The following is a 13,939-nucleotide window of genomic DNA, read 5'->3' on the forward strand; positions in this document are numbered from 1 at the left end:
GGACCGTGTAGAAAGTTTTATTTGCATATCCGTGTAAATTTAGCTTAGTTTAATACATTTGTAGGGACGATGCATGGATAGCCCCTGATTTGGTATCATAGATAAATTTCGATTCATCGAAGTTTTTAACGTTTTTCTTTATATGAAGATTCTCCTAGTCGAAGATGACGTACGTGTCGCAGGATTGATCAAACGCGGACTTGATGAAAATGAATTTCAAACAGCTATTGCCTACGACGGCATATCTGGAAAGAAAATGGCCTTACAACACGACTTTGATCTTATCATAACCGATATCGTACTCCCTAAGATGGATGGATTGGATCTCTGCAAAGAGATTCGTCATATCAAACCCGATGTTCCCATTATCATGTTAACAGCATTAGGAACTACAGACGATAAAATTGAGGGTTTTGACGCCGGAGCGGATGACTATCTGGTCAAACCTTTTGAAATGCGCGAACTCCTAGCCCGCATCAGAGTCCTGCTCAAAAAATATCAAAAACAAGATACACTCACAGGAACAATTTTGCGTTATGGAGACCTGGAAATGAACCTCCATACCAAAAGCGTCAAAAGGAATAATACCGAAATCCATTTGACCCCCAAAGAGTTCAAGTTACTCCATTATTTATTGCAAAATCCCGAGCGTGTCCTTTCCAGAATGGAAATTGCTGAAAAAGTGTGGGAAACACATTTCGACACCGGAACCAACTTCATTGATGTTTACATCAACTATCTACGTAAAAAAATCGACAAAGATTTTGCAACCAGATATATCCATACCAGATCCGGAATGGGCTTTATTCTAAAACAGGACTAATGCGGATCAGGACACGAATCTCCATATTATTCACGCTGATTACAGCCACCATATTGCTGGTATTTGCCTGTACAGTATATTTTTCAGCGGTGGAGAATCGGGAAAGAGAGTTTTACGCCCTATAGAAAAAAGAAGCTTACACCAAAGCAAACCTTTTTTTGAATGCAAAAGTCGACAAAAAGACCTTAGAAGATATCTACCACAACAACCGAAAAATCCTCAACGAAGTCGAGGTTGCAATTTACGACACCCGTTTTGATCTCTTGTATCATGATGCCGTAGATATCGACTTTGTCAAAGAGACACCAGCCATGCTGCAGGATATTCTCAAAAATAAAGAGATACGATTTTATCAGGAAAAATGGCAGGTCATCGGCATAACCTTTCCATATAAAGACAAAACTTACATCATCACAGCCGCAGCCTATGATCAATACGGCTACAATAAACTGAATAGTCTATTATCTACCATTTTTTTGGTTTTCATTTTGTCTATATTTCTGATCTATGCAGCAGGAATATTCTTTTCCAAAAAGGTCTTTCAACCTATCCTGGAAATGACACAACGTGTAAAAACCATTTCTGCGACAAGTTTGGATGCCAGGCTTACGAGTAGCGGAAATAAAGACGAGCTTTCCGAATTGGCCAGCACATTCAATGCGATGCTCGACCGCCTCGAGAACTCCTTTGATGCCCAAAAGCATTTTGTCTCCAATATCTCGCATGAGCTAAGAACACCCTTGGCCGCCATGATTGCAGAACTCGAGATTTCTGCCAATAAGGACCGTAGCATAGTGGAGTATAAAACTGTCATCGACAATACGCTAAATGATGCCCAAAAACTGAAGAAGTTATTTAATAGCTTACTTGATTTTGCCAAAGCAAGTTACGACAGTGCTGAAATCGCGTTTAAAACCTTACGTATAGACGAAATACTAATTGATGCATGCCAGCAGGTTCTCCAGTCAAGTCCAAATTATAAACTCGACATTTTTGTCGATCCGGCGATTGAAGATGAAAAACTTCTATCCATCAATGCAAATGAGTATCTATTGCAGGTCGCCTTTGTCAACCTCATTGAAAATGCCTGTAAATTTTCACCCAATCAAAAATGCCTAATCGCTATCAAAGCGGATGAAAATAGAATTCAGCTGGAATTTAAAGATGACGGAATAGGCATTGACCCAGTCGATCTGCCCAATATATTCACACCATTCTATCGTGGAAGCAACAAAGATTATAGCGAGGGAAATGGTATTGGTTTATCGCTTACCCGAAAAATCGTGCTTCTCCATCAAGGCGAGATCACCGTCCGCTCGGCAAAAGGCGTTGGAAGTGTTTTTAGCATTGATATCTCACATCGTTCCCTATCCTGATAGCATGCTATTTTTTTTTAAGTCTCCTTAACCAGCATATTGTGGTAAAGGAAAAATGTAGCACTGTCAGCTAAGCAGGAGAAATTCTGTTTTTTCTCAACTTTTTATACATGCTTTTCAAGGAAGGCGAAATCAGTATCAGCAAAAGTATGCTGATACTGATCATGGACATGATCTCATAATAATCCATGGCATAGCGCACAAAGGATTGGATCTTGACCCGCTCAGCAACGAGCTTTAAGGCTGCCGTATGTTCCTTATACTGCAGTCCATGCTGCAAAATGCTGACAGATTCCTGCTGCAGGTACTCCCGAAATAAGGGATTGCCCACTTCCGTTTGGTCCCTAAAAACCTGCTGGTGCTGGGCATATTCAAACAACTTGAAAAAATTCTGCAAACCGATACTGCTCGTGTAGCCCAGGTATCGGATAGCAAGACAGACCGCAGCCGCAGAAGCCCCCAATTGCGGGCTGACACTGGTAATACAAAATAAAATGGTGGGTACCATAATAAGCCCTACTCCGAGTCCATGTAAAACTAAGGGTATCCAAAAATGCGCATCATTCCCCTGCCCCTCAAAGGAGAAAAACATCCATTGGTGAAACAGCAGCAAGCAACAATAGCCCGAAATCCAGATCCATTTTACGGGGCGTTGCCCAAGCATCCAATACAATGAGCCTAGAACACCAGCGACAATACCAGCAATATTAAACCACTGGATATAGGACAAATGAATAGGATCGAGTTGAATAACCTGTACGAGATATTGATTTGAGATGGTCAAGGAGAAACGCTCAATATACATCATGTACAAAATCAATAAGCCCAAGAGAAAGTTCCTGTTTTTAAAAATCACCAAATGAACATACACACGCCTGAGCACCATTTGCCGAACAATAAAAAGAATAAGCAACGTTAGACCTACCCCGAATATGATCAGCATATGCTGATCGTTAAACCAATAAACTTCTTGTCCATACACCATTAGATAGCCAAAACTGACGATCACAAGACTATAGAAAATGCAGCTTGCCCAGTCTAATGAAAACAAAGGGTAAGGACGTATATGCCGTATGGAGCGCATCGACAGCATAATCAACAATAAACCCGGTACAAATGATAAGGCAGCGTATAGATAGAGCTGATCAAAATTGAATGAATCGATAAATTCAGCCGTGACGAAAGTATTAAATGGGGAGCTGCAGAGTAACATACCAAAAAAGACAGCATAACTTACTTCCTTAGCCCGATCGCTTTTCAACCGTGAGAATATCATGGAGATCGATAAGTTTACGGCAGAAGCAAACAACATCCCTTGGAAAAAGCGCAGGCCATATACCCAGCTGATATCGGTGATGCTGTACATCAAAAAGCAATTCAATAGCTGTAGAAGATTAAAAATAATGTAGTACTGCTTGATGGGAAAGTATAAAAAAAAGCGCCGTTCTAAAACGTAGAATCCAACAAAACCAGCATAAAACAAAATGATCAGAAACTGGACATCACTGGGTTGTGCACCGTAAAATCCAGCGGTGACATTTGTATTTGCACCCGGCAGGAAAAATAAGACCATACTGGGCATCAAACTGCTAAACAAGATAAGCTTGATCAACCACTCCGGCACCCATTCTTTAAAAATTCCCTTCACTATTTCTGTTTTTTTGATACCGATACATTCACATTCATTCCCGAAAGAAGCTGTTGGGCTCCCTTTTGCTTATCCAGCTCAATGCGCACAGGTACGCGTTGTACAATCTTCACAAAGTTGCCCGTTGCATTATCTGGCGGCAAAAGGGAGAATGCAGATCCAGTAGCCGGGGAGATGGAAATAATTTTTCCATAAAATTTTTGATCCGGATACGCATCAGCAACCACCTCAACCCTATTGCCAAGATGCAAATAGCGGAGTTGTGTTTCCTTAAAATTAGCGGTTACCCAGGTTGGGGTTTCTCTATTGACGATAAAGCCCAAAACTTCGCCAGCACTTATCATTTGACCTTTTTCAATCGTGCGTTTGCCAATCTGTCCATCGTAAGGTGCGCGAATAACGGTATAGCCGACATCAAGCCGTTTGCGGCCGACAGCTGCCGTTAAACGAACACGTTCGGCATCAACCACACCTTTTTTCATATCCACATCATGCACACGCTCCTGTGAAGCCTGTAATTTATGCTTTAACGAAGCCAGCTCACTCTTATACACATCCAACGTCGCTTTTACATCCTCCAGTTGCTGTGCCGTTGCAGACTTTTCCTGAAACAAATAATTATATCGATCATATTCCAACTGTTGCTTGGTTACCCGAGCCTCCCCGGCAGCAATTGATGTGCGTAAAGATTCATGTTCCGCCTGGAGAATTTCCTTTTGACTATGAAGAACATTGATCTCTGCAGCTTCCTTATTGACGGATGCCGCTACCTGATCAGCCTCATATTTATATTCCTTATTATCTATAAGCAACAAGGTATCACCCCGTTTAACCAATTGATGATCGTGATAATGCACAGAAACTACATATCCTCCTACCCGGGAAACAATGGGATTGATATACTGCGTTACCTGTGCATCATTTGTGTAGGTATACCGCAGTCGCATCCATAATGCTTGAGCGCCCCATAACAACAAGGCCAACAAGACAATTCCGGCCAACCAGTTGGTGATTCGAGTGAGTTGTGCCTCCACAACTGTTCTTCGTGATTTAGGTTTCATTAGATAGTACCCTTCAAAAATTCGATAAAATAATAATGTTTCTGTATCGCAATATGTGCGGTTTCAAGATCAAAAAGTGTTTTTAGGTATTGCATATCAGCATCCAATAGATCCGTAATCAAAGCCGATGATTTAAAATACCTGTTTTTTATAATTCGTGCATTTTCCTGCGCCAACGCCTTATTGTTTTGACAGACGTCCTGCTGCTTAATAGCCAATTGATAATCCAACAGGGCCTGTAACAGCTGATTTTCCAGAATCTCCTCTTCATGATGGTGTTTTACCTCTTGTCGATCCAATGCGATCTGTGCTCCGCGCACCACGTTTTTATTGAGATAGATAGCCGAGATCGGTATGCTTAATTTGAGCCCTGTGATACTCAGATTATACCAGCTGGGATTATAGGGATACAAGAAGACCTGTGGATTGGCAAAGGTAAATGTGCTGGTCAAACCCAACTCAGGAAGATAATTTGATCGCGCCTGTTTGACCGACAATTTCTTCAAAACAACTTCCTGTTCGGATTTTAGAAGGGAAAAAGCATGGCTTCGCGCTTCGGCAACAAGCGCTTCATAGCTGGGGCTTTCCACTTTAAAAGGTTCGGTCAAGGGGATAATCTCTGCTGTAATACCGCCAATTAGCTGCAGCTTCTGATTTGCAGCCTGAATATCATGACCGATCTGCACGAGCAACAGTTCCCGCTTCGAAAGTTCCAACGAAATACGCAAGACGTCACTGTGTAATACCACGCCCGCCTTATACAGATGCTCAATCTCCTTGAGCTGTACCCGTTGATCAGCAATATCCTGCTCGATTAAAGATCGGTTACTATACGACAGTTCCAAATCCAAAAAAAGATTGCAAACCTCCAATTTCGTCTGTGCTGCGGCATTCTTCCAATCGATTCTAGCCAGCTCATTTTCCAGTTTTTTGGACTCTATTTTCATTAGGTCCCGATGCCCATTGTAGAGGTTCAGATAAAAATCCAGGCCGCTATCGTACAAGTAATGAATGATATCATGCTGGGAAGGTTTATTTAAAAGCCCCTGGTCATATACAGGCATATTACTTGCATAACTAGCAGAAGCTCTGGCGGAAATCTTAGGGAGCAACTCCATGCGTTGCTGCTGTACTGCCACCTCAGTTTCTTTGAGCTGCAAATAGGACTGCTCGATGTATTTACTGTTTTGTAGTGCTTTGTCGATCATGTCTTTCAGCGACATACGCAAAGAATCGAGGGCGAAGGTGTCCGAAATAGCGCATACTAACAATCCCATGGTTAGTATGCCTTTTGCCCAATAGGGAGGAAAAAAGTTCACGTGTGCTATGTAATTTTTTTGCGTTGCAAACTTAGACACTTATTGGAACTTGGATTTCTTCACAAACGCCAATATGTTATGGAAAAAAGACATTTTTTCATCAATTCAAACAAAAAGACCAATATCTGCCAAGAAGTCCTTACAATATCCTTTTTTACAGCACATAAAAAAGGCCTTTCAAATCATGATTTGAAAGGCCTTTCTCGACGGTATAATAATAGATTATCCGTATAAGGAATCTTCTATTGCATTCCACAACTGGATTCTCTTTTGTAGCGCAACTTTACTGATCTCTTTCATTTCCGTCCATTTAACCTCATCGTCCTTCGCAAGATCTGTGATCATCTGCATCGCCAACGGTCCATGCTCGTCGCCGTCAAGATCAATATGGCGTTGAAAATAATAAATAAAGCTATCCAGATTGGCTGTAGGAAAGTTTGTTTTAATTTCTTCCAAAATAGAGGTAAACATTCCCGGGATAAGATCTTCGCGTCCAAATGTAAATGCTGCGGCAATTTTATGCACCTCGCCCTCAGCAATCACTTCGAATGTAAAATTCAAAAAGTCTTTGATCCGCTTGTCCAATGTGGTCGTTGCAATGACATCGAATATGTTGTTCGATTTTTTGGCTTGAGCAATAAATTTGTTGACCAGATGAAGGTCGGCACCCATGGCATCCATGGCGTCCAGATACATCTCAAAGTGGCTCAAACGGCGGCCATCAATGTATTCATCCGATTCCTCAGCCAAGACAATTTCGTTGATTAGATAGCGTGTTGATGGATGCTCACTCGCAAACCAAGGTAAAGTCGTACAGGTCAATTTAATCTGTAAAGCTTTTAGTAAAGACATAAAATCCCATACAGCGTACACATGCCCTTCTGTAAAAGAACGTAGATTCTTGATCGTTTTGATCTTACGATACAAAGGGTGTTGCAATAATACCTCGCGTTCGGTAGCAATGTATTCGTTAATTTCCGCAATTCTATTCATGGCGCAAAAGTATTGTCTTATCTCTGTTTTTAAAAGTATTTTCGATGAGATTACAGTAACATGATAAATTTTTCGCCCAGCTATCCGCTTCATAACCAAATCACAGCCAACAACGCGCCTCGCTTTTGAACTCCCTATTCCTGTTGTTAGCGCTCATTTACCCTTAAAAACAAAAATATTTTTTATTATAAAAAATAATCTATTATATTTGTAGAGTATTCAGAATTGCATGATGCAATACCAACCGAGTGGAGGCACCGCGGTGGTAAATTAATACGGGTTTCGACCAAAATAAACGTCACAGAACGATTATTTTCCCAACAAGATCTGGATACAGTTTATGGTTTAATCCTTTAAATTTTTAAATTGTATGGCTACTACAACAAATCTTTACCAACACTTACTGGAAAAATTCAGTTATTACTCAACAGATGAACTGATCCAGCTCAACAATGACACGATTTTAGGACAAGGCTGGGGTTCAGCCAAAGCAACCTTTAGAACAGCTTTGATCAGTACGTTCTCCAAAAGAGGACTGGATCTTTCCAACATCATTTCCAAGGAAGACGGTTTTACCTCGGTGAAGCATGTCCCTGTACGCTTGGAACAGAATGTCCTGATTCCTTTACAGTAATCGTTATCGGCAAAAAAAGGTAGGCCTAGCCTACCCTTTTGTCAATGAGTGATGATATTTTAAGGTATGATTGAGTGAATGTGCGGTCTGCCGGGCATCGTCCTGATAGGACGATAAATCTTGGCAGGCTCTGATATCTGCTACATCCACCTTGTTTCTTACTTTGCTGATGACCTGATTTAATTCCGATTTCCAGTTGCCCGGATCGCCAAAATCGTCCACCCAATTTTTGTTGATAAACCTTTTATAGTTCAAAAGCAAAATATACAATTCCTCACCACTACCGGCGCGATTGATTGACGTGCGCCAGTTCTCTAATTTTTCTTTAAAACTCATAACCAGCAATATACAAAAAAATATTTGGATTCCAAAATAGTTGCATTTGAAACGGATAAGGATAACGAGAAATAAAATGATAAAATGATTAAATCTTCGGTGAATTATCTTGGTCATAAAGGAGGGATTCAATATAAATATCATATTATAAAACAGATACATTATGGCCTTTATCCACTTAAAAAATATGCTTGTTATTTCCTTTGCATTGCTATGTATATTGGAGAAAAGTATTGCTCAACAAGGTCGTCACAATAAAAGATCTACGTCTCAGACGACGTTTCGACATGACAGAGAAAACGATTATGTCAACATAGGCAACCGGATCTTCTACAGGGATAAGATGGTCGAAGGTGTCGATGCACGATCTTTCAAAGACCTTGGCAATGCTTATGCAATAGACAACTGGAATGCCTATTATCGTGGCGTTAAGATTAAAGATGTCTCTGCGCCCAGCTTTAAAATACTGGATGAAGGATATGCCAAAGACAGTTGGAATGTCTATTATAGAGGCAATCGACTAAAAGATGTATCCGACCAAAGCTTTGTTCTTCTCGGTGATGGATACAGCAAAGATAGCTGGAAAGTCTATTATTTTGGTCAGGAGATAAAAGATGCAACTGCTTTTACATTTAAATATCTGGGCAAAGGTTATGCGAAGGATAGCTGGAATGAATATTATAGAGGAAAAAAATTAGAATAGAAAATAGACCACGGGATTATTCTATTGAATAATTCCAATTTCCTAATCCTTTCGGTATCTCCCAGGATTCGGCTTTGGTCTTGTAATTATTAAAGTGACCTTTTTCCCAAGTGGTAATATGGTAACCTTTACAGAACTTACAATAATAAGCCCTTTTGCAGGCATCTTTACCCATCCTGTGTTTGATACGTTTACCATCCAGTTTGTTTTTCATCCGGGATCTGAACTTAAAGTGAAGCATTGCCCATTGCGCCTCAATTAAAGAAGGAAATCCAACTTTACCAGTAGCTCGGCATTTCCAGGTATTGTCCCTTACTTTTTCCATAATCTATCTATTAAAGTTCATCTATTCAATTTTATTGCTCCTTTTCTATTGGCACCTGCATCATGACCCATTCTCTGATATGTTTTGCAATTTTATCGGATACCTCAAAATTATACCTTCCCTCAAAAGGGATTTTGAGCAGGATACGCAATCGGCCCCGTTTCAGTTGCAGGCAAGCTTGGATCATATCCAAAGGTATAGCCTTATCCCGGTCTATCTTTTGTACAAATCCCTTCGTGCTATTGACAACTTCCTTTAAGCTGCGCTGCTCGCCACAAGTCAGATTTTCGTCCATCGCAGTTCTTAAATAAAGGCTGACTATACCATTTTTATAAGTAAAAATCCCGATATCCTTATAGGATATCTTTTGGGACAAGATTTTATTATTGAGCAGGAATACTTCCTGTTCCAGATCCATGGATCTTAACAGAGCTAAGTCTATTTCATCCATTGCATCCACATCTCTATCTTCCCCTGCTGTTTCCAGGATCTCTTTCAGCTCTTCGATGCCCGGAGAAAGCAGCTCAATCTGCTCCTGGAGATCTATCGTTCTTGATTCCTGCTGCAGGATAGTTTCTTTCTGTTCTAAAATCAATATTTTTTGCCTGTGGTAAACAGCGACGTAGAAATAAACTGTATAGGACATGTTCAGGACCAGAATACCGCTAAATATGACCATTAAAGGAAACAGCAGCCATTCATCCTTCGCCTGTGGATCGGGGCCAATGATCCAGAACAATAAAAGCGTCGGAAGTATGCAGCAAAAAAATAATTGCATACCGGCGCGTTTTTCGGGGTTAACCAGCCAGTTCTGCTTTTTGTCTAATATTACGATAACCAATCGTATATAAAAGAAAATAATCGCTACCATCAATACAAAAAATAGATAGCTATAGGTTACCGGCCAGTCTAAAAGCCATTCCGCCAAGGCGCCCCGATAGCCCAGATACCAACAGAATCCTCCAAAAATGAAAGATGCAATCAACTGCCAGATCCCATCGGGATACTGCACCGTCAATGTTCTATTATCCTGATATCTATTTTTGCTAAAACTTTTCATGTACAGACGACATTTTAATAACGCTATTAAAATTTACATACTTATTTTTGTTATATAAATTTAGCCAATTATTTATTAAACGATGTCCAACTAACTTAAATCAATGCTTTTGCATCGTTTTACGGTTCAAATAATTCCCCTGCTGGATGAAAAATTTAATTCTTTGTTGCTAGAAAATCCTATTTCGCTGTCAAGAAATTAGCCCTCATTGTAAAAAATTGACCTTCATTGAAATGGTTGGGATATTCACTGAAATTTCATGCTATAGTGGGTAAATTTATAGCGTAAAACTTCACTGATTATTAAACCATAAATCATGAGGACGATAAAGAAATTTAGACTGCTATTTAGCCGCAATTATGTATTTATTGCAATTGCTGTACTGATTACCTTATATGGGATTTTCTGGGCCCGGTCACATAGCGAGCGCGTCTATAGCATCGGGGCAATGATCATTCTTATCCCATTTCTGGAAATGCGTGGCCAAGAACGCGTCATGCAGCTTTTCGTTATCTTTTTTGTCTGTATTCAGGTCAGCAGCATAGCACTATTTGACCGCCTTCCCTACCAGCTGCTGATCAGCTCACAACCCTTTTGGACAGCTGTAAAAAAGGGCATACCGACAGCCTTTATCATCTGCGCAATGGCACATCTGTTTTTCTGGAGAAAGACAGACCTTTTCAAACTTTATGGGATCCAATTTCCCATCATGATCATTGCATGTACCTGGTATATCCGTATGCTGCTGATCATGGCTAATTGCCAGCATATCCCAAATGCAAAAGCTGTACGCATACCCGCCATTGTTATCCAGAAATGCCCTGCTTGCTGTGACCTATACGAACTATGGTTTTCGTTCAATTATGAAGGTGAGGAAGAAAAAGTTTCGATTAATGTCAATCCCCAACTACATGAACAGACCAATGAAGGAGATTCACTCATACTTCAGATGCATCCCGGGAGATTTGGCTGGCCATGGTACCATAAGGATATCAAAAGGAGGTATAGATGATCGTAAGTTTACAGAAGCTGACAACGCTCATAGAAGCCTTGGTTTATCTTGATAACAAAGATATTCCAAACCATTTGGGTGAGATCACCGAGGCCTGCAATACTAATTTTGCATTGGCACTACAAGCCCATCGGGAGATTATTCAGGTAAATAATGCACGTCAGGCTATCCAAATCTACCATACTCAATTGTTGCGGCTACACTCTTTGTTGTATAGCTTCTGTAACGTGCGTAAAATTGTGAGTTCTGCAGCGCTATTTGCCTTAGAAGAATTACTTGAGCGAATCGAACAGCTCTTTAAAAAAGATATTGATCCCTGTACGCCGCTGCCAGAGCATTATTATCTGAGGCTGCATGAATATGTATACGAACATATGCCCTATATTCTGGATAAGTTGGCTCAGAAAAGCATACCTAAAGCCTATCTCACCGAGATCCTTTCGGGTATGGACAGCCTATTTGAAAATGGCAAGATTCCCTATATTCAATACCGACATCAGAACTACCTAACCAAAATGATCGAATCACTTTGCCAATTGGCTGAAGACAAGCGCCAGAGTAAAAACTGGCATTACCGCTTTTTGATTCTGATGGTCAATTTCAATTTTAACCACATGGGCTTCTTCAATCGCTGGAAAGAACTTTACAATTCAGACCCATCCTTTATGGATGCCTTGTTACGCTTCCCCAAACACTTCTCCTGTATCCCGGACTTTGCATATGATAGCAACCGTAGGAGCTTGCTCAAGTTGATGCGCGGGTACATGGAGGATGAAAAAATCTCTCCATCAGCAACAATGCAGGATTATCCCCAACAATTTATTCAAAGCAATTTTAATGGCAAAGAGCTCAAACTTTGGATGCATATATCTGTAAAAGCCAACATTATGTGGTCGTCAGAGAAAAAAGAAGTTGCCGAGGTGTTTTCCAGGCTCGTCAAAACGAGGGAAGGCACCTTACTTTCTGCGCATAGCCTGATCCGGATGGACAAAAGCGCCGAGTTTCATACAGCGCTCCGTATCCGCAAGGTATTGAATACGATGCTTGACGAACTGAATAGACAGTTTCCTGACTTAAATAAATAAAACATAAAAATTTAAAAAACAGGGGGTATGCCATCGCTACCCCCCCTCATCATATTCGTTCTATCTATCAAAACAAGCCTTAAGACGCCAAAAATCAACGGTTTTACCAAGAATCCTCTGCGGATCTTTTTATCGCATAATACATCTTCATTACATCCCAGTCGTTATTTAAATCCAATAGAGGCAGGTGCACTTTCCAACTTAACCATTTCGCTACACCTGCTCCGGCCTATTTTCCATACTACCTTTGTTTTACAGCGTACGAGAAAGTAGAAGCTGACGCTCAGGCAGGCCGCTGTATCCAATTGTATGGGCAGGTACGGCGCCCTGTTTTTGAAACGACGAAAAATAGTAAAACAGGGATAGGCAATAATAAATACCATGATCTAAATAATTAAAGTTATGGACAGGAATAAAAAAAGCAACATGATATACAAGATCATCCGGGCAGCAATGATACTTTTTTGGGTATATGTGGGGATGGAGAAACTCTGGCAGCTTGGGGCATTCAAGATTGCCCTGGAGCAGCAGCCAGTGATCAGTTCTCTGGCTCCAATACTCTTTTGGCTACTTCCGCTTATGGAAATTGGTGTTGGCGTATTGCTAGCGATACCATCAGCGAGGTTGTGCTCCCGGGGATGGAAAGTTTCGACCATACTTATTATAGCTTTTAGTATCTATATCGGTCTTGGCATCCTCAATGTATATGACAAGAAACCTTGCATGTGTACCAGTTTTTTGAGCAATATTTCCTGGACAGCACATTTGATCTTTAATCTCATTATTCTTGGCCTATCGATAACCGGATGGCGATTGCACCGTAAGACGATCAACTACGGCGAGCGTGCACTAACAGGCCGAACAAATATCGCATTATTACTGATAGGCTTTATGGCAACGGGAGCCATCAGTAACTGTAATATCCACTATACGAAGTCAAAGGATATTTGGTACGCACCAGATAGCATTTACGACTATCAACAACCCAATACTGCCAGCAGCAATGTAAAAGGTCTGCTGGTATCTACATACGATCGGTACACAGGACCGTACCGACAATTATTTACCAAAAGTTTGCAAACTGGCAGCTTTACTAATCAATTACCGGTTTGCAATACAGAAAGGAGGGTAGCTACATGCTAACCAAATTTTTAAACAATTATGGCTACATGATATTAGGCGGAGCCATGATTATCGGATTCTCAGCATTTAAAGGTGCTGAAGCTTATGCAGGAAAAAGTTTAGATCCTGTGACAGTGTATTTTCATGGGAATCCAACAATTCCCAATGAGGTAGAGAATTTGTCGAAATGGGATACATCTCCTAATGGCAAAAGTTGTAATAACCAAGATGAGCTCGCTTGTGCAGTTCAAGTTGATCCAACAGACCTTAACAGTTCTGGAACATCTTTCGACTCGAGCAAAATAGCAATCGAAGCAACTTCTACCAGCTCTGGATACATTCCTTCGTTGGAACCTGGGTATAGCCCTATGCAGTTTAATCCGATTAATCGAAATTAGAGATTCGACTTGCATCAATTAATAGTGGCCCTATACAGGGCCAC

15 protein-coding genes and 1 riboswitch are annotated in these 13,939 nt (G+C 40.7%); of the genes, 8 read left to right on the top strand and 7 right to left on the bottom strand.

From position 1 onward, the window contains the following. Positions 1 to 142: 142 nt before the first annotated feature. A complete protein-coding gene (locus B3297_RS11895; RefSeq protein ID WP_070567033.1) occupies positions 143 to 823 on the top strand; it encodes a response regulator transcription factor in 681 nt (226 codons plus the stop codon). Positions 824 to 981: 158 nt separating this feature from the next. Then, positions 982 to 2,199: a HAMP domain-containing sensor histidine kinase gene (locus B3297_RS11900; protein WP_236560265.1), complete on the top strand. Its 1,218-nt coding sequence runs from the start codon at positions 982 to 984 to the stop codon at positions 2,197 to 2,199. Positions 2,200 to 2,269: 70 nt separating this feature from the next. Here the strand turns inward: B3297_RS11900 and B3297_RS11905 are convergent, their stop codons facing one another. The 4 genes from B3297_RS11905 to B3297_RS11920 form a co-directional block, all read right to left on the bottom strand. Then, entirely contained in the window at positions 2,270 to 3,847 is a 1,578-nt protein-coding gene (locus B3297_RS11905) for a beta-carotene 15,15'-monooxygenase (protein ID WP_139145021.1), read from the bottom strand. Then, positions 3,847 to 4,908 (bottom strand): HlyD family secretion protein, encoded by a 1,062-nt coding sequence (locus B3297_RS11910; protein ID WP_070567039.1) that lies wholly within the window; start codon positions 4,906 to 4,908, stop codon positions 3,847 to 3,849. The genes B3297_RS11905 and B3297_RS11910 overlap by 1 nt, the downstream gene beginning before the upstream one ends. Next, a complete protein-coding gene (locus B3297_RS11915) occupies positions 4,908 to 6,185 on the bottom strand; it encodes a TolC family protein (RefSeq protein WP_070567041.1) in 1,278 nt (425 codons plus the stop codon). Before B3297_RS11915 ends, B3297_RS11910 begins: the two co-directional genes overlap by 1 nt. 264 nt (positions 6,186 to 6,449) lie before the next feature. Then, positions 6,450 to 7,220 (bottom strand): DUF3050 domain-containing protein, encoded by a 771-nt coding sequence (locus B3297_RS11920; RefSeq protein ID WP_286778925.1) that lies wholly within the window; start codon positions 7,218 to 7,220, stop codon positions 6,450 to 6,452. Between the two features lie 210 nt (positions 7,221 to 7,430). Further along, positions 7,431 to 7,524: riboswitch (SAM-I-IV-variant riboswitch) on the top strand. Between the two features lie 66 nt (positions 7,525 to 7,590). Here B3297_RS11920 and B3297_RS11925 point away from each other — a divergent pair. After that, positions 7,591 to 7,854 carry a 5-oxoprolinase gene (locus B3297_RS11925; protein WP_070567048.1) on the top strand — a complete coding sequence of 88 codons (264 nt, stop codon included), beginning with the start codon at positions 7,591 to 7,593 and terminating at the stop codon, positions 7,852 to 7,854. A 30-nt stretch (positions 7,855 to 7,884) separates the two neighbouring features. Here the strand turns inward: B3297_RS11925 and B3297_RS11930 are convergent, their stop codons facing one another. Then, entirely contained in the window at positions 7,885 to 8,190 is a 306-nt protein-coding gene (locus B3297_RS11930) for a hypothetical protein (protein ID WP_075993880.1), read from the bottom strand. A gap of 163 nt (positions 8,191 to 8,353) precedes the next feature. On the opposite strand from B3297_RS11930, the gene B3297_RS11935 reads away from it, so the two are divergent. Further along, the gene (locus B3297_RS11935) at positions 8,354 to 8,893 is read left to right on the top strand and encodes a DKNYY domain-containing protein (protein ID WP_286778926.1); all 540 of its coding nucleotides are present in this window, start codon (positions 8,354 to 8,356) and stop codon (positions 8,891 to 8,893) included. Between the two features lie 16 nt (positions 8,894 to 8,909). On the opposite strand, the gene B3297_RS11940 is transcribed toward B3297_RS11935, so the two are convergent. Further along, positions 8,910 to 9,218: a hypothetical protein gene (locus B3297_RS11940; RefSeq protein WP_070567057.1), complete on the bottom strand. Its 309-nt coding sequence runs from the start codon at positions 9,216 to 9,218 to the stop codon at positions 8,910 to 8,912. Between the two features lie 31 nt (positions 9,219 to 9,249). After that, on the bottom strand, positions 9,250 to 10,278 hold the full coding sequence (locus B3297_RS11945; RefSeq protein WP_070567060.1) for a hypothetical protein: 1,029 nt from the start codon (positions 10,276 to 10,278) through the stop codon (positions 9,250 to 9,252). Positions 10,279 to 10,594: 316 nt separating this feature from the next. Between B3297_RS11945 and B3297_RS11950 the strand changes: the two genes are divergently transcribed. From B3297_RS11950 to B3297_RS11965, 4 genes are all read left to right on the top strand, one after another. Then, positions 10,595 to 11,290: a hypothetical protein gene (locus tag B3297_RS11950; RefSeq protein WP_145329640.1), complete on the top strand. Its 696-nt coding sequence runs from the start codon at positions 10,595 to 10,597 to the stop codon at positions 11,288 to 11,290. After that, positions 11,287 to 12,375: a hypothetical protein gene (locus B3297_RS11955; protein ID WP_286778927.1), complete on the top strand. Its 1,089-nt coding sequence runs from the start codon at positions 11,287 to 11,289 to the stop codon at positions 12,373 to 12,375. Before B3297_RS11950 ends, B3297_RS11955 begins: the two co-directional genes overlap by 4 nt. Before the next feature lie 426 nt (positions 12,376 to 12,801). Beyond that, positions 12,802 to 13,518 carry a MauE/DoxX family redox-associated membrane protein gene (locus B3297_RS11960; protein WP_286768230.1) on the top strand — a complete coding sequence of 239 codons (717 nt, stop codon included), beginning with the start codon at positions 12,802 to 12,804 and terminating at the stop codon, positions 13,516 to 13,518. A gap of 26 nt (positions 13,519 to 13,544) precedes the next feature. Then, the gene (locus B3297_RS11965) at positions 13,545 to 13,895 is read left to right on the top strand and encodes a hypothetical protein (protein WP_286768231.1); all 351 of its coding nucleotides are present in this window, start codon (positions 13,545 to 13,547) and stop codon (positions 13,893 to 13,895) included. Positions 13,896 to 13,939: the final 44 nt, after the last annotated feature.

The organism is Sphingobacterium sp. UBA3519, from assembly GCF_002377215.1.
Taxonomy (GTDB): Bacteria; Bacteroidota; Bacteroidia; order Sphingobacteriales; family Sphingobacteriaceae; genus Sphingobacterium; species Sphingobacterium multivorum.